Annotated in this window: 14 protein-coding genes and 2 rRNA genes; 13 read left to right on the top strand and 3 right to left on the bottom strand. The window is 40.1% G+C overall.

Annotated elements, in window-relative coordinates:
* Positions 1–264 precede the first annotated feature (264 nt).
* Complete coding sequence (locus B1R93_RS19705) at positions 265–2,484, top strand: RNA degradosome polyphosphate kinase (protein ID WP_088105625.1); 2,220 nt, start codon at positions 265–267, stop codon at positions 2,482–2,484.
* A gap of 270 nt (positions 2,485–2,754) precedes the next feature.
* Here B1R93_RS19705 and B1R93_RS19700 read toward each other — a convergent pair whose 3' ends face one another.
* Positions 2,755–2,970, bottom strand: a complete 216-nt coding sequence (locus B1R93_RS19700; protein WP_088105624.1) for a hypothetical protein — start codon at positions 2,968–2,970, stop codon at positions 2,755–2,757.
* Positions 2,971–3,203: 233 nt separating this feature from the next.
* Between B1R93_RS19700 and B1R93_RS23750 the strand changes: the two genes are divergently transcribed.
* From B1R93_RS23750 to B1R93_RS23155, 6 genes are all read left to right on the top strand, one after another.
* The gene (locus B1R93_RS23750; protein WP_280949497.1) at positions 3,204–3,329 is read left to right on the top strand and encodes a hypothetical protein; all 126 of its coding nucleotides are present in this window, start codon (positions 3,204–3,206) and stop codon (positions 3,327–3,329) included.
* Positions 3,330–3,479: 150 nt separating this feature from the next.
* A complete protein-coding gene (locus tag B1R93_RS19695) occupies positions 3,480–4,082 on the top strand; it encodes a class I SAM-dependent methyltransferase (protein WP_088105623.1) in 603 nt (200 codons plus the stop codon).
* Between the two features lie 43 nt (positions 4,083–4,125).
* Positions 4,126–5,022: an AraC family transcriptional regulator gene (locus B1R93_RS19690; protein WP_088105622.1), complete on the top strand. Its 897-nt coding sequence runs from the start codon at positions 4,126–4,128 to the stop codon at positions 5,020–5,022.
* A gap of 169 nt (positions 5,023–5,191) precedes the next feature.
* Positions 5,192–6,697 carry an alpha-glucosidase/alpha-galactosidase gene (gene melA, locus B1R93_RS19685; RefSeq protein ID WP_088105621.1) on the top strand — a complete coding sequence of 502 codons (1,506 nt, stop codon included), beginning with the start codon at positions 5,192–5,194 and terminating at the stop codon, positions 6,695–6,697.
* 231 nt (positions 6,698–6,928) lie between these two features.
* A complete protein-coding gene (locus tag B1R93_RS19680) occupies positions 6,929–7,141 on the top strand; it encodes a hypothetical protein (protein ID WP_088105620.1) in 213 nt (70 codons plus the stop codon).
* A gap of 31 nt (positions 7,142–7,172) precedes the next feature.
* Complete coding sequence (locus tag B1R93_RS23155) at positions 7,173–7,328, top strand: hypothetical protein (RefSeq protein ID WP_165763888.1); 156 nt, start codon at positions 7,173–7,175, stop codon at positions 7,326–7,328.
* Between the two features lie 29 nt (positions 7,329–7,357).
* On the opposite strand, the gene B1R93_RS19675 is transcribed toward B1R93_RS23155, so the two are convergent.
* Positions 7,358–8,272 (bottom strand): DMT family transporter, encoded by a 915-nt coding sequence (locus B1R93_RS19675; protein ID WP_088105619.1) that lies wholly within the window; start codon positions 8,270–8,272, stop codon positions 7,358–7,360.
* A 213-nt stretch (positions 8,273–8,485) separates the two neighbouring features.
* Between B1R93_RS19675 and B1R93_RS19670 the strand changes: the two genes are divergently transcribed.
* From B1R93_RS19670 to B1R93_RS19655, 4 genes are all read left to right on the top strand, one after another.
* On the top strand, positions 8,486–8,722 hold the full coding sequence (locus tag B1R93_RS19670) for a hypothetical protein (protein ID WP_088105618.1): 237 nt from the start codon (positions 8,486–8,488) through the stop codon (positions 8,720–8,722).
* A gap of 237 nt (positions 8,723–8,959) precedes the next feature.
* Entirely contained in the window at positions 8,960–9,049 is a 90-nt protein-coding gene (locus B1R93_RS19665; protein ID WP_088105617.1) for a YjcZ family sporulation protein, read from the top strand.
* A 165-nt stretch (positions 9,050–9,214) separates the two neighbouring features.
* Complete coding sequence (locus B1R93_RS19660; RefSeq protein WP_088105616.1) at positions 9,215–9,394, top strand: hypothetical protein; 180 nt, start codon at positions 9,215–9,217, stop codon at positions 9,392–9,394.
* Between the two features lie 361 nt (positions 9,395–9,755).
* The gene (locus tag B1R93_RS19655) at positions 9,756–10,562 is read left to right on the top strand and encodes a hypothetical protein (RefSeq protein WP_088105615.1); all 807 of its coding nucleotides are present in this window, start codon (positions 9,756–9,758) and stop codon (positions 10,560–10,562) included.
* Positions 10,563–10,608: 46 nt separating this feature from the next.
* On the opposite strand, the gene B1R93_RS19650 is transcribed toward B1R93_RS19655, so the two are convergent.
* Positions 10,609–11,709 (bottom strand): metallophosphoesterase, encoded by a 1,101-nt coding sequence (locus B1R93_RS19650; RefSeq protein ID WP_088105614.1) that lies wholly within the window; start codon positions 11,707–11,709, stop codon positions 10,609–10,611.
* A 498-nt stretch (positions 11,710–12,207) separates the two neighbouring features.
* Here B1R93_RS19650 and B1R93_RS19645 point away from each other — a divergent pair.
* Positions 12,208–13,758: ribosomal RNA gene (locus B1R93_RS19645) — 16S ribosomal RNA — on the top strand.
* Positions 13,759–14,220: 462 nt separating this feature from the next.
* A 23S ribosomal RNA gene (locus B1R93_RS19640) occupies positions 14,221–17,158 on the top strand.
* The 16S and 23S rRNA genes sit together here, the layout of an rRNA operon.
* The last annotated feature ends 130 nt before the right edge of the window (positions 17,159–17,288 follow it).

Raw genomic sequence — 17,288 nt, 5'->3', positions numbered from 1 at the left:
ATTCTTGAGTATTCTAAAAGAAACTGTGTGGTCCACACTCCTAATAAAAATGCTGTAAATACAGCATTTGTTCTAAATTAAACGTTTATAAATTTATTGCTGAAATCGTATTTTAGGAGTACAATTAATAGAAAGATGGGTAAAATGATACCTTTTTTACAATAAATTAACAAACTATTTACCTTATGTTTACAACACTGTGATATTTTTAAATTAACATAAAGTCGCAATATGTCGTAATCTGAATAAGGGAGATGAAGGATCATGGAAATAACTTACCCAAACAATAATTTAGACTTAGATAATCCTTCTTTTTACAATAATCGGGAGTTAAGCTGGCTAGATTTCAATCATCGCGTACTTCAAGAAGCAACCGATGTAAGAAATGCCTTATTAGAACGTTTTAAATTTTTGGCGATTTTCAGTTCTAATTTAGATGAATTTTTCATGGTACGTGTTGCAGGTTTACAAGATCAAGTAAAAGTAGGGTTCAATAGACCTGAAAACAAAGCTGGTTTAACACCTAAAGAACAACTTAGTGCTATTTCAAACATTGCACATAATCTTGTAGAAGAGCAAGATCATGTATTTTTAGAGGAATTGGTTCCTCAATTAGCAAATGAACAAATCAAATTCGTTTCACTGGCAGACCTTACTCCTTATAAAATGTCTTTTTTAGAGGAAATTTTTGATGAGCAAATTTTTGCAGTCCTAACTCCTATGGCTATTGATGCCTATCGACCATTCCCCATGCTGCTAAATAAATCCTTAAATTTGGCGGTTATTCTTGAAGAAAAGAATACTACTAATCCCAAATTTCTACCTTCTAATGGAAAACTAGTTTTTGTACAAGTCCCCTCTATGCTAAATCGATTTATTGAATTACCATCAGAAGGTAAATCAAGAATCTTTGTTCTGTTAGAGGATGTTATTACTCAATTCATTTATAAATTATTTAAAGGGTATCAAGTGAAGTCGGTCACACCTTTTCGAATTACACGAAATGCTGATTTAACGATTCATGAGGAAGGTGCAGAAGACCTTTTACAAGAAATTGAGGAAGAGATCAAAAAACGTAAATGGGGATCTTGTGTTCGGTTAGAGGTGCAGCATCATTGCTATGATGAGCAAGTCGTTAAGTATTTAATTGACGAATTAGAAATTGATTGTGAAAATGTTTATTCGGTTAAGGCACCATTGGATTTAACGTTTCTTTTCTCATTTTATAAAACGATTCAAACGACGCATGAACATCTAGTAACACCATCCTTCATCCCACAGCCATCACTGGATTTAGAGGGAGAACAGGATATTTTTGAAAAGATTTCGAAACAGGATGTGCTGCTTCATCATCCATATGAGTCCTTTGAACCAGTTATTCAATTTATTTCACAAGCAGCAGATGATCCGGATGTTCTAGCAATAAAACAGACACTTTATCGTGTTAGTGGTGAATCTCCAATTATTAAAAGTCTTGAGCGTGCAGCTGAAAAAGGGAAACAGGTAACGGTGCTCGTAGAATTAAAAGCAAGGTTCGATGAAGAAAATAATGTTCAATGGGCAAGGGAACTAGAGAAGGCAGGCTGTCATGTCATCTATGGGATGACTTATTTAAAAACACACAGTAAAATAACACTTGTTGTCCGCCGGAAAAAAGGAAAAATTGAACGATTTGTGCACTTAGGAACTGGAAATTATAATGATGCGACGGCGAGGCTATATACCGATATGGGTTTGCTAACGTCAAATCAGAAAATTGGCATAGACGCAACGAATTTCTTTAATTATTTAAGTGGTTATATGGAAAAACCAGAATATCACCATTTAGCTGTTTCTCCTTATGGAATAAGAAATACATTTATTGAGTTAATAAAGGCTGAAATTCGTTTTCACAAAAAGTATGGGAATGGTCGTATCATTGCTCAGATGAATTCCTTGACAGATAAAAGGCTTATTATAGAGCTTTATGAAGCTTCGAATGCTGGTGTTAAAATCGATTTAATCGTAAGAGGGATATGCTGTTTACGCCCAGGTATTAAAGGAGTAAGTGAAAACATAACTGTACGTAGTATAGTAGGAACATTTTTAGAGCATCCACGAATTTATTGTTTTCATCATAATGGTTTGGACAAGGTGTTTCTTTCTTCGGCGGACATGATGACACGAAATATGGACAAACGAGTTGAAATCCTATTCCCAATTTTGAAAAAACATTTAAAACAACGAATACATGAAAGTCTTACACTCATGTTAAATGATAATTGTAAGGCACGTGAACAAGATTGTCATGGTGTGTATCATTATGTAAAAAGAGCAGCTGATGAAGAAAAAGTGAATAGTCAACTGATCATGTGTCAAAAGGCTTATGATAGAAAGATAAAAGACAAAGAACATATGCCAGCATTAAAGTTAAAACATAAATTAGCTAAGATAGGAAATTCATACTTAGTTAAAATACGAGAAATTTATGGATCTATTAGTTGAAAAAGTAGCGATAGAGTTTGTTCTAGATGATGATCATAGAATAAGCTCTTTTTTGTTGGTGGAGTTACTTCGTATACCCTGACCGTATATAAGTAATCAAGAAGACTGTAATGGAACCGCTTTGAAAAATTATATGGCTTTAAAGAGGTTCTAAGAGGATTGTTTGTTAACCTCTTAGAACCTCTTCTCTTAGTTATAGAAATTCGTTCATAATCAATGTGCATTCAAGTTAACCTTATATTGTCCGTTTTTATTTTCGTGTACTGAGAACTAAACTTTGAAGTCAAAGGTACTTTTATAAAGTTTTCCTTCGTAGCCATCCCCGCTTACATACATCGTTTTTTTGGAAGAGTTTGTATCCTTTTCTTCAGGGGTAACCGAACGATACAGGTTTCGTTGCCTTTTACGTTGTTCAATGTTTGTGTAGACTTCCTTTGTTTTCATCACAAGGGGTTGTCGTTGAATAAATGTTAAATTAGAAAGCATAATGTATTTCCTCTCTGTGAAAATTTTGTACTCGTAAGAAGATCGGTCCAATTTAAAGGGTTTGGTAAAATGTATGTTTTAACTATATGTATGCAGATTTCGTTAAAGCAGACCGTCCTTTTTACGAGATAGCAAGTGGTAACCTTTCCCTTAACTATTCGTACGAACATGCTTTTTTCGGGGGGGTGAAGATGAAAATAAGGAATAATTAGGAGGGAAGGAGGGGCTTTACAATGGATGCATTGGATCCTTTACGTAATTTCGCTACTAAAGACTTAAGCGAAAAGGCTTTGTTGTTTTTTGGGTTGGCTAATTTTCACTTTAATACAAATGAATTGAAAACAAGTATGTTAAAATAAAGGTGTATAAAATACCTACACAAGAAAAAATAAAGCCATTGCTGGCATTATATTAGACTACTAGAAATAATCTTCATTCCTTTGTGTTTCATGCTATATAACCGGTAAAGCTTATTGGAGCAAAGAAGCTATTCTTATTAGGAGTTCAAAATGAATGTAAAAAACTATGATCATGTATTGCAGATTCAAACAGGTGAAAACCAAAAGGGATTTCTTACATCTGTGCATTATCATCGTTATGAGCCGACACCATATGCTGCACTCGAATATTTATTTACTCAGTATCAAATAACGTGTAGTGACCGCATCGTTGATTTTGGTTGTGGAAAAGGAAGATTAAATTTTTATCTTCATTATTTTTATGGAACAACAGTTATAGGCATCGAAATGAATGAGCGTTTCTTCCAAGAAGCCATGGACAATCAACTACGTTACATAAAAAAGCCCAACGTAAAAAATACCAACCTCTACTTTTATCAATGTCTGGCAGAAGAATATGAGATTGATCCATTAGATAATAAATTTTACTTTTTTAACCCTTTTTCCGTTCAGGTTTTCATGAAAGTCGTTAATAACATATTACGATCAATGGAACAAACAAAACGTGAGATGGAATTGATTTTATATTATCCATCTGAGGACTATATTTTTTATTTGGAGAACTATACGTCTTTTGAATTAATAAAGGAAATACAACTGCCTGGATTATATGATGAAAATAGTAATGAGAGATTTTTGATATATCGGCTTTAACCGTTGTTTTTAGAGCGTAGAACCATCCTTGGAGGTGGATGTAATGAGCAATTTTAGTCTGTGCCAGAGTAAATTACTAGTAGACGACTTTCATCCTAAAGTTACGGCCTATTATTTTAAAACCTTGGAGCAATTTTATATGGATAACCATACTCATGATGATTTAGAAATTATGTATGTCATTCAAGGTAACTGCGTAGTCAATGTAGAACAGCAACCGATTACGTTGAAAAAAGGAGACTTTATCCTACTTGATGCGAATTTAGCCCATCAACTACTCGTAGAAAAAGGAAACCCTTGCCGAATGCTAAATATTGAATTCTCTTTTACCGGAAAGAAGGGGATATTCCCATCTCTGAAAGAGTTAGCCACAGAAAACAAACGAATTGTTGAGCTGTTGACCTTTTGTGATGGCTATATTGTCTTAAAAGACGCAAACGAAATCTATCATACATTAAAGCATTTAGTACTTGAATTAGATAAAAAAGAAGATGAAAAGGACGTTATGGTTCAACTTCATTTAACACAGCTTTTTATTCAAATTACACGTATTATGATAGAGGAAAAAGAGAGAAAAAATAAACAGCAGCAAACGAATGTTTATATAAAGAAAGTGATTGAGTATCTCCATCATCATTATGATTGCGAATTGCGAATGCAGGTGATTGCAGAGGTCGTGAACTTACACCCAGGATACCTCCATCGTATTTTCAAAAAACAAATGGGAGTTACTGTCATGGAGTATTTGACAGGACTCCGTATTGAAAAGGCAAAAATGCTCTTGGCAGACACGGATATTCCGATTATCGATGTTTCTTCTTTTGTCGGAATTAATAGCCGTCAATACTTCAGTCTGCTTTTTAAAAAATATACGCTACAATCACCACTTGCATATCGAAAATGTGCGCAACAGAATATCCAAAAGTTTAGTTATAAGTAAAGCAGTTTGTTGCATACGACTGCTTTTTTGTTTGCCTATAAGTAGAAAAGTTAAAATTTTATACATAGAATTTCTTATGAAGTTACAACTTTGAAAACGCTTTACTACTTTTGGTGTTAACATTTATTTATGTTTTCGTATTATTCAATAAAAAAGGAGAGTTGCACTTATGTCATTTAAAATTGCCTTTATTGGCGCAGGAAGTATTGGATTTACACGTGGTTTGTTACGTGATCTTCTTGCTGTACAAGAATTTCATAACATTGAGGTTGCCTTTACCGATATTAGTCTAGAAAATTTGGAGATGGTCACACAGCTTTGTCAAAGAGATATCGACGAAAATGGCTTAGATATTCAAATTCAGGCAACACCCAATCGTAGAGAGGCACTAAGAGATGCAAAGTATATATTCTCCGTCGTTCGCATTGGAGGTCTCGAGGCATTTAAACATGATGTTGACATCCCGCTAAAATACGGGATTGATCAATGTGTAGGGGATACGCTCTGTGCGGGCGGAATTATGTACGGTCAACGTGGGATTGTTGAAATGCTCGCGATCTGCAAAGACATTCGTGAAGTTGCAGCTTCTGATTGCTTATTGTTGAATTACGCGAACCCGATGGCGATGCTCACATGGGCTTGCCATAAATATGGAGGTGTTCGTACGATTGGCCTATGTCACGGCGTGCAAGGTGGTCACGGGCAGATTGCTGAAGCCTTTGGTTTGAAAAAGGAAGAAGTGGATATCATTTGTGCCGGGATTAATCACCAAACATGGTATATTAGTGTGAAGCATAATGGCGAAGATTTAACCGAGAAGGTGCTTGAAGCCTTTGAAAACCATCCGGAATTTTTAAAAACAGAAAAGGTTCGTATTGATATGTTAAAACGCTTTGGCTATTATTCAACGGAATCAAATGGCCACTTAAGTGAGTATGTTCCATGGTATCGGAAACGTCCGGAAGAAATCAATGAATGGATCGACCTTGGTACTTGGATAAACGGTGAAACTGGTGGGTATTTACGTGTTTGTACGGAGGGACGAAATTGGTTCAAGACCGATTTTCCCAATTGGTTAAAGGAACCGGCATATGAATACAGAGCGGATCATCGTGGTGAAGAGCATGGGTCTTATATTATAGAAGCATTAGAAACGGGTCGTGTATACCGAGGGCATTTTAATGTGGTGAACAAAGGAATTATTTCTAATCTACCTGATGATGCCATTGTCGAGGTACCGGGATATGTGGATCGTAATGGAATGAATATACCTCATGTCGGGGAGCTTCCTATCGGGTGTGCAGCTGTTTGTAATGTAAGTATTTCTGTACAAAGACTTGCTGTAGAAGCGGCAGTTAACGGAGATGATATGCTGCTTCGGCAAGCGATGATGATGGACCCGCTTGTCGGTGCGGTTTGTAACCCGAAAGAAATTTGGCAGTTAGTTGATGAAATGCTAGTTGCACAGGAAAAGTGGCTGCCACAATATACAAAAGCAATCAAAGAGGCTAAACAAAGATTGAGCGCGGGTGAGCTTATTCCAACCAAGGATTATCAAGGGGCGGCACGACTTAAGGTTAAAACTGTAGAAGAGTTAGCTGAGAATAAAGAAGCAGCACGCAAAAATGCTGCTGAATCGGATAAAGCAAAAGAGCGCCCATCTGCAACAAAATAAGTATTCATACATTAATCACAGACTCCCATGTTCAAACTTGTTACTGGCTAACGATAACAATTTTCGAACGTGGGTTTTTTTCAGTTTAAAGCAATAATTGAATTGTGTTTATTTAACTCTCCTTATCCAGCCATTTTGATAATACCAATTTTATTATCCATACATAGTACTACTGAAAATGGCAAGAATGAACATATGGAATAAAAGCGATATGGAAAGGGAGTAATTGAAGTGAGTCAAGAACAACAGTTAGCGACGGAATTAAATAATATGTTAAACGAGGATAGAATACCACTTTCGATTTCAGAGGATATTCATGAAATTTGCGAGCGCTTGCAGTCAGGTGAAATGAACATTAACGATTTACAAGGGAGTGATGCTTTTATTGTAGAAGCAGTAGAAGAAGCACTGAATAGAATACAGCAAAATTCAAAGCGACAATAGCTTATCTACAAAATAGAGGGAGGTCCATTTTATGTCTAAAAAGAAGCAAAACAAACTCGATAAACGCTCTGGCACGATGAACGGAAGTCCCATTCAAAGTGATTTAAATAGTGATAACGCATTTAGTGAGCAAGGTTTACACAATGCAACTGAGACACAACAAGCTAATAAGAAAAACAATCGCTAAAAAAAGCAGCCAAATTCGGCTGCTTCCTTCTACCCCTTCAAATCTTCCTTTTCATAAGTAGATGTAGTTAAACGTACCTTCTTTGTTGTTAAGTAAACCCCAAAAATTACGACAACTCCACCAATTAATTGTCCATAAGTGACAGTTTCTCCTAGAAAAAGGACTGCGCCAATTATCGTAAACACGGGAAGTAAGTTCAAAAAAACAGAAGCCCGAGATGGTCCGATTTCAGCAACACCTTTGTTCCAAAATATAAGTGCGATAACAGAAGGAAAAATACCTAAATATAAAAGGCCGATAATCAATGTTGGTTCAAGTAAATGGAGTACCCCTTCTCTCCATTCATAGAACGCAAATGGAAATAAGACGATTAAGGCAATGGATAACATAATAGTAAGACTTCCGTAAAGTGGAAACTTGTGATTATGCTTTTTGATTAATAGAGAATAAACAGCCCATGCCATAACTGCAATAATAGCAAGTATGTCACCGATGTTAAATTGAATTTTGCTAAACATCAACCAATCCCCTTTAGTAATGACCGAAAATGCTCCTAAAAGTGACAAGAGAATACCGAATAGCTGTATACCCCTAAGACGTTCCTTCAAAAAAACCAATCCTAGCAAAACGGCAAATACAGGAGTCGTTGTTTCAATAACAGCTACATTTGTAGACGTTGTGAACTGCAGGGAAGCATATAGAAAAAAATTAAACATAACAATACCACTTAGTGATAAAGAAAGAAGTGGTTTCCACTCTTTCAACCATATTAAACGGTTGTTCTTAAGTTCAAGAAAGCCAATAGGCAGAAGAATTAAGAATGAAATGAAACATCGAACAAATGTAATCGTAGCAGGTGGTAAATCATGAATGGCTTTTCCAACGAGAATATTACCTGAAAATAAAATCATCGTTATTGATAATAATAAATAAGAGCGAAGCATTGCATCAACCACCTTTTCAACTTGGTCATTGTAACATGGTTCGTAAAAGTGTTCAAAATGCAATGCTCTTTATAAAAGTCCATTTAAAAACTATTTGCTTCAAGAACTTTTAAAAAAGTATGCACATGATAATCAAACTGTACACGCAACCGTAACTCTAGAAGAAGGAAAGCGTGTATTTTTCGTAATCGCTGACGAAAATGTTGAGATTAAATGCTGTTCATTTGCTCTAAAATTTATCCAACGATACGTAGAGATGAAGCTAATCATGAGAAGGTTATTGCTCAAGTTGGTTTATTTAATGACGACGTCTATTCCCATCGTTTTCAAATGGATTTATCCTTATTAGCTAAGAGTGGTCAGTTATTAGGAACGGTAAGTAGCGTTGGGATTGCACCAAGAACAAGTAAGGAGATGTATCATTATTGTTTTTCCAGCAGGAAGAAGTAATGAGTATGTGCTAAACGTTACATTAACCTATCAGGACCTTACGAGAGATTATAAATGTATTTTAAACATAAATTAGTGTTTAATAAGCCTTCTATTTTATAGGAGGCTTATTTACTAGTATGGCCTAATAAAATTTTTGTTGTATATAGTCGTATAACTAGTACGTCTCCTCATTTTTTGCATAATTTATACTGTGAAGCTTCACAAATATTTGGATAAAAAGGGAGTGGAGTTATAATGTCTCACGTTTACGGCGGAGGTTTTGCGTTAATTGTTGTATTATTTATCCTACTTGTTATTGTTGGTGCAGCTTGGATGCCATATTAATTAAATAAGAAGGGGATTATCCCCTTCCTACATATAATAGGTTCCTACAACTGAGGAACTTTTTTTGTTAGAACCATGATTATTGAAAAGCTTCCTCGTAGCCCAATCCATTTTGAGGTTAAGGAATACCATGATATAGAAAAATTACGATAAGGAGGAATATTAATGGAAGATAATAAGAAAGTAACTGAAAATGTTGCTGAATCAAAGAATAGCGTCGAGGGTGCGAAGGAGACAGAAGTAACGTTTGTAGATCCTTGGGACGTGATTTTATTTGGGAGAAGAAGACCTTTGGAAGCTCCAACTCAAACTAAAGAAAACGTTGATAACGAAGAAAAGGAGTAAGGAGATAAACGGAATGTGGGATGGGGCTGTTCCAATAAGCCAATAAAGTGCAAGGTAATGGCTCCGTTTGCTCAGCACTCCTTGCGATGAGAACATGGGTCTCTTTTCGCCGACTACCAGCGTAAGGTGTTCGCCTATCAAACCCACTCATCGTACATGAAGTGACTTCGTTACTACAGGGTGTTCAAAAGGTCAAAACAGGACCTTTAGGGACACCCTCATTTTATAGGTTTTAAAAATGTTTTATGAAAGAAGAAGTTTAATCATGTTTTCCGCAGTTGCCTATTTAAGTTGTGACTAGGCACCCTACACCTTTAGGATCCATAAACTAACCATAACTTTATTTGGGGGAGTGGTTACAATGGGCAGCCAATTTTATAATGTTAATCGTTTAGGGCCCAAGGTATTTCTACAAAATCAGTCGGAAAACGAAATTAGGAATCAACATGTTTTTTATTCAAATCAACAAATCGATGGGATTGAAAAAAATATTAATCAATTATTCAAAATTATTAACTCTCATACCCAGAACATTGATTATTTAACTGGGCAAGTTGTTAAGCAAGAAAAAGCAGCCAAAAAACTCAGTGCAATGCAGGAAAAAATACATCGTACGGTTGAACAGAAAGGTGATATGCAACAAGAATTAATTAGTCGCTTTGAACAATATAAAGGTGAGGGAACAGTCCTTCAAACTCAGCTAACAGAGCTTGTGGATTCTTATAAAAATGTAAATGATAAGTTAACCGAAATAGAACATGCAAAACATGAACTATTTGAACAATTAAGTGAACAGCAGAAACAGATAGAAGAATACAAACAACGAAGTGAAAGAGTTGAAAAAGAACAGTCAGAACAAAAGACGGTACAGGATCAATTTGAAGAACAGCTCCAATTACAAAACTTGGATTATCGTGATTTGCTCGAAAAAGTGAGGGAGAATAAAAAGGAGCAGAAATGTACTCAAGAAAGAGTGAATCAGCTTATTGAGAAAAGTAAGGATTTAACAACTCAACAAAGGGAACAGGAACATTTACATCTTGAACTTTACTGTGAGTTGCTTCAGCTTCAAACGGTAACAAGAGAGTCTTCAACTATGTTAAAACAGGCTATCGCAAAACTTGAATCCGAAGTGAAGCATCTCCATGTAAAGAAGTCTGTCCATTAATAAAATAGCTCACCCAATGTGAAGGGTGAGCTATTTTACCGAAAGATTATTTGAACGTAATTTCAATTTCAACAACCTCTGAGCGACTTCCAATTCGAAGGGGAGGACCCCAAAAACCAAATCCTGAGGAAACAATAGTGTGAAGGTTGTTTTTCTTTAAATAGCCCCAATCAACTTCGTACATTTTTCGAGTGATAAGATGATTTGGGGCCATTTGGCCTCTATGGGTATGCCCTGATAACATTAAGTCGACACCTGCATGTTCCGCTTTTTCTAAATGAAAAGGTTGGTGATCCATGAGGAGGTGAGGTTTAGTTTTGTCTGTGGTTTCAAGTAGTTTTTCTAAAGTTTTTCTCTTTTTTTCTGTACGATCCCTTCGTCCAATAAGATAGATACTGTCTTCGAGTAATATCACTTCATCTAATAGGATCTTTACTTCGATGTCAGTCATTTCTTTTATAAATTCGGAAATTTTTCCTCCGTAATACTCATGATTTCCGAGTACTCCATAAACACCAAGAGGAGATTTCATTTGTTTCATCATTGTTCCCATGTTTTTTTGTTTGAAAGAGTCGGGATCATCGTCAATAATATCGCCTAGAAAAAGAATAAGATCAGGTTTAAGTTCATTGACTATCTTTACAAGCCTTTTTAAATGCGTGGTCCCTGATAAAAGCCCAAAGTGCATATCTGATGCCATTGCAATTCGCAGTTTTTTTATTTTTTTCACCTTTTTAGGGATATTTATGCTGTACGTTCGAACGACAGTATTGTAAGCATTATATGTTCCGTAAAAGAAGATAAATAAAAGAAATATGATAACGATAATTCCAACATAATAAAGCAGGACGTCGGGAGTATAGGTTGTTATATTTATAAGTAGCAAATAAACGATGTTTGCTATTGGAAAAGAAAGCACTGCGTACTGAAATAAACCTATCCAATATGCACCGATAATCTTTAGAAGGGCTAGCCTTTTATTTAATCGACTAATAAAAAAAGAATTAGCCGATACGAAAAGAACAATCCAAAATAACAGGAGGTGCTCAAATCCCGAAACTACTTTAACCCATACCCAGACGTTCCAGCCAATATATAAGGTAAGAAGATTATAGATAAGAAAAAAGGTAATAGCTCTTTTTTTCATTTTTGCCCTCCGTTCTTTAACTTGCAGATTTATTCGTATCATTTGTGAATTGTGAATGCTATTTTAATGAATTATGATATTACATGTGTGAAGAAGAATAGTGGTTTTAGAAAATTCGAGATAATTACATTTAAAATTTTTTGTCGAGGATTGATCTAGATTCTTAATTATGATAAAGTAAAAAACCTGTTCGAAATAAATATTCACATTTTGTTCAGAGAAATTATTTTTTGAGAAACACTTGCGTAGAATTATTTAATGTGATATATTATTATTTGTCGCCAACAACGGATGGTAGTTTTCATGAAAAATATTTTAAAAAAGTTGTTGCGCAGAACAAGTGATTATGTTATGATAGTAATTGTCGCTGAGATGCGATGAATAAGTTCTTTGAAAACTGAACAAAAGCCAAGCGAAAAGAGAGACAGTTTAAATGTTCTTTTCATTTAAACCAATCTCGTCAATTTATTATTTATTCGAGCTAATCAGCTCACCATTTTTATGGAGAGTTTGATCCTGGCTCAGGACGAACGCTGGCGGCGTGCCTAATACATGCAAGTCGAGCGGACTGAAGGGAGCTTGCTCCTGGAAGTTAGCGGCGGACGGGTGAGTAACACGTGGGCAACCTGCCCTGTAGATCGGGATAACATCGAGAAATCGGTGCTAATACCGGATAATTTCTAATGTCTCATGACGTTAGGATAAAAGATGGCTCCGGCTATCACTACAGGATGGGCCCGCGGCGCATTAGCTAGTTGGTAAGGTAACGGCTTACCAAGGCGACGATGCGTAGCCGACCTGAGAGGGTGATCGGCCACACTGGGACTGAGACACGGCCCAGACTCCTACGGGAGGCAGCAGTAGGGAATCTTCCGCAATGGACGAAAGTCTGACGGAGCAACGCCGCGTGAGTGATGAAGGATTTCGGTTCGTAAAACTCTGTTGTTAGGGAAGAACACGTGCCGTTCGAATAGGGCGGCACCTTGACGGTACCTAACCAGAAAGCCACGGCTAACTACGTGCCAGCAGCCGCGGTAATACGTAGGTGGCAAGCGTTGTCCGGAATTATTGGGCGTAAAGCGCGCGCAGGCGGTCTTTTAAGTCTGATGTGAAAGCCCCCGGCTCAACCGGGGAGGGTCATTGGAAACTGGGAGACTTGAGTGCAGAAGAGGAGAGTGGAATTCCACGTGTAGCGGTGAAATGCGTAGATATGTGGAGGAACACCAGTGGCGAAGGCGACTCTCTGGTCTGTAACTGACGCTGAGGCGCGAAAGCGTGGGGAGCAAACAGGATTAGATACCCTGGTAGTCCACGCCGTAAACGATGAGTGCTAGGTGTTAGGGGTTTCGATGCCCTTAGTGCCGACGTTAACACATTAAGCACTCCGCCTGGGGAGTACGGCCGCAAGGCTGAAACTCAAAGGAATTGACGGGGGCCCGCACAAGCAGTGGAGCATGTGGTTTAATTCGAAGCAACGCGAAGAACCTTACCAGGTCTTGACATCCTTATGCCCTCCCTAGAGATAGGGATTTCCCTTCGGGGACATAAGTGACAGGTGGTGCATGGTTGTCGTCAGCTCGTGTCGTGAGATGTTGGGTTAAGTCCCGCAACGAGCGCAACCCTTGATCTTAGTTGCCAGCATTTAGTTGGGCACTCTAAGGTGACTGCCGGTGACAAACCGGAGGAAGGTGGGGATGACGTCAAATCATCATGCCCCTTATGACCTGGGCTACACACGTGCTACAATGGATGGTACAAAGGGTAGCGAAGCCGCGAGGTGGAGCCAATCCCATAAAGCCATTCTCAGTTCGGATTGTAGGCTGCAACTCGCCTACATGAAGCCGGAATTGCTAGTAATCGCGGATCAGCATGCCGCGGTGAATACGTTCCCGGGCCTTGTACACACCGCCCGTCACACCACGAGAGTTTGTAACACCCGAAGTCGGTGGGGTAACCTTTTGGAGCCAGCCGCCTAAGGTGGGACAGATGATTGGGGTGAAGTCGTAACAAGGTAGCCGTATCGGAAGGTGCGGCTGGATCACCTCCTTTCTATGGAGTTTAACTCTAGTCGATGTATGACGTAGGTCATATAACGCTTGTGCTTTTGGTCAGTTTTGGAAGAATTTATTTCTTTCAAAACTTGGTTCTTTGAAAACTAGATAATGAATGTAAACAATGTTTTGTTCACCGGAGTCTTAACTGACTTTGTTTGAACGAGCATGTCAAGAATTCAAAAACGACTTTTTTAAATAAGACGTTTTTGGCAAAGAGAACCGAGAAGTTCGAGGAAACCAGTGGCTGAGGAATGGAGCGTACATCCGTACGTGACATGTCCGAAGACCACGAAGTTGACGAAGAAATTCGAAGGTTATCTGAAGCCAAAAGTAATTGCAAAGAGAACCGAGTAAATCGAGGAAGCAAGTGTTCGAGGAATGGAGCGTACATCCGTACGTGACATGACCGAGAAACACGTAGCTGGCGAAGAGTTACGAAGGTTATCTGCCGCAATTTGGTTAAGTTAGAAAGGGCGCACGGTGAATGCCTTGGCACTAGGAGCCGAAGAAGGACGTGACGAACGACGAAACGCCTCGGGGAGCTGTAAGTAAGCTTTGATCCGAGGATATCCGAATGGGGGAACCCACCATCCGTAATGGGATGGTACCCGTATCTGAATACATAGGATACGAGGAGGCAGACCTGGGGAACTGAAACATCTAAGTACCCAGAGGAAGAGAAAGCAAATGCGATTTCCTGAGTAGCGGCGAGCGAAACGGAAACAGCCCAAACCAAGAGGCTTGCCTCTTGGGGTTGTAGGACACTCTATACGGAGTTACAAAGAAACGGAGTAGATGAAGCGGTCTGGAAAGGCCCATCATAGAAGGTAACAATCCTGTAATCGAAACTTCGTTTCCTCTTGAGTGTATCCTGAGTACGGCGGGACACGTGAAACCCCGTCGGAATCCGGGAGGACCATCTCCCAAGGCTAAATACTCCCTAGTGACCGATAGTGAACCAGTACCGTGAGGGAAAGGTGAAAAGCACCCCGGAAGGGGAGTGAAAGAGATCCTGAAACCGTGTGCCTACAACTAGTTGGAGCCCGTTTATGGGTGACAGCGTGCCTTTTGTAGAATGAACCGGCGAGTTACGATCCCGTGCAAGGTTAAGCTGATAAGGCGGAGCCGTAGCGAAAGCGAGTCTGAATAGGGCGCCATAGTACGTGGTCGTAGACCCGAAACCGTGTGATCTACCCATGTCCAGGGTGAAGTTCAGGTAACACTGAATGGAGGCCCGAACCCACGCACGTTGAAAAGTGCGGGGATGAGGTGTGGGTAGGGGTGAAATGCCAATCGAACTCGGAAATAGCTGGTTCTCCCCGAAATAGCTTTAGGGCTAGCCTCGAGGTGAGAGTATTGGAGGTAGAGCACTGATTGGACTAGGGGTCCCCACAGGATTACCGAATTCAGTCAAACTCCGAATGCCAAATACTTATCCTCGGGAGTCAGACTGCGAGTGCTAAGATCCGTAGTCAAGAGGGAAACAGCCCAGACCATCAGCTAAGGTCCCAAAGTATACGTTAAGTGGAAAAGGATGTGGAGTTGCCCAGACAACCAGGATGTTGGCTTAGAAGCAGCCACCATTTAAAGAGTGCGTAATAGCTCACTGGTCGAGTGACTCTGCGCCGAAAATGTACCGGGGCTAAACGTATCACCGAAGCTATGGATTGACACCTTATGGTGTCAGTGGTAGGGGAGCGTTCTATGTGCAGCGAAGTCAGACCGAGAGGACTGGTGGAGCGCATAGAAGTGAGAATGCCGGTATGAGTAGCGAAAAGAGGGGTGAGAATCCCCTCCGTCGAAAGCCCAAGGTTTCCTGAGGAAGGCTCGTCCGCTCAGGGTAAGTCGGGACCTAAGCCGAGGCCGAAAGGCGTAGGCGATGGACAACAGGTTGAAATTCCTGTACCACCTCCTCACCGTTTGAGTAATGGGGGGACGCAGTAAGATAGGGTAAGCGCGCTGATGGATATGCGCGTTCAAGCAGTTAGGCTGGTAAGTAGGCAAATCCGCTTACCGCATAGGCTGAGCTGTGATGGCGAGGGAAATATAGTACCGAAGTTCCTGATTCTACACTGCCTAGAAAAGCCTCTAGCGAGGTGAGAGGTGCCCGTACCGCAAACCGACACAGGTAGGCGAGAAGAGAATTCTAAGACGCTCGGGAGAACTCTCGTTAAGGAACTCGGCAAAATGACCCCGTAACTTCGGGAGAAGGGGTGCTCTGATAGGGTGCAAGCCCGAGAGAGCCGCAGTGAATAGATCCAAGCGACTGTTTAGCAAAAACACAGGTCTCTGCGAAGCCGCAAGGCGAAGTATAGGGGCTGACACCTGCCCGGTGCTGGAAGGTTAAGAGGAGGGGTTATCCATTAGGAGAAGCTCTGAATTGAAGCCCCAGTAAACGGCGGCCGTAACTATAACGGTCCTAAGGTAGCGAAATTCCTTGTCGGGTAAGTTCCGACCCGCACGAATGGTGTAACGATTTGGATACTGTCTCAACGAGAGACCCGGTGAAATTATAGTACCTGTGAAGATGCAGGTTACCCGCGACAGGACGGAAAGACCCCATGGAGCTTTACTGTAGCTTGATATTGGATGTTGGTACAGTTTGTACAGGATAGGTAGGAGCCTTGGAAGTCGGAGCGCCAGCTTCGATGGAGGCGTCGGTGGGATACTACCCTGACTGTGCTGACATTCTAACCTCGAACCGTGATCCGGTTCAGGGACAGTGTCAGGTGGGCAGTTTGACTGGGGCGGTCGCCTCCTAAACAGTAACGGAGGCGCCCAAAGGTTCCCTCAGAATGGTTGGAAATCATTCGTAGAGTGCAAAGGCAAAAGGGAGCTTGACTGCGAGACCTACAAGTCGAGCAGGGACGAAAGTCGGGCTTAGTGATCCGGTGGTTCCGCATGGAAGGGCCATCGCTCAACGGATAAAAGCTACCCTGGGGATAACAGGCTTATCTCCCCCAAGAGTCCACATCGACGGGGAGGTTTGGCACCTCGATGTCGGCTCATCGCATCCTGGGGCTGAAGTAGGTCCCAAGGGTTGGGCTGTTCGCCCATTAAAGCGGTACGCGAGCTGGGTTCAGAACGTCGTGAGACAGTTCGGTCCCTATCCGTCGCGGGCGTAGGAAATTTGAGAGGAGCTGTCCTTAGTACGAGAGGACCGGGATGGACACACCGCTGGTGTACCAGTTGTTCCGCCAGGAGCATCGCTGGGTAGCTACGTGTGGACGGGATAAGTGCTGAAAGCATCTAAGCATGAAGCCCCCCTCAAGATGAGATTTCCCATGGAGTTAATCCAGTAAGACCCCTCAGAGATGATGAGGTTGATAGGTCTGGTGTGGAAGCGTGGCGACACGTGGAGCTGACAGATACTAATCGGTCGAGGACTTATCCAATAACATTCTTGACATATGTCACACTCAGATTGTGACTTGTTTACACATTATCTAGTTTTGAGAGAATCATCTCAACAATATTAGTTTGACAAAGAGAACCAAGAAGTTCGAGGAAGCAAGTGACTAAGGA

The organism is Halalkalibacter urbisdiaboli (assembly GCF_002156385.1).
Taxonomy (GTDB): domain Bacteria; phylum Bacillota; class Bacilli; order Bacillales; family Bacillaceae_D; genus Halalkalibacter_A; species Halalkalibacter_A urbisdiaboli.
This window is presented reverse-complemented; position numbering and strand designations above follow the sequence as displayed.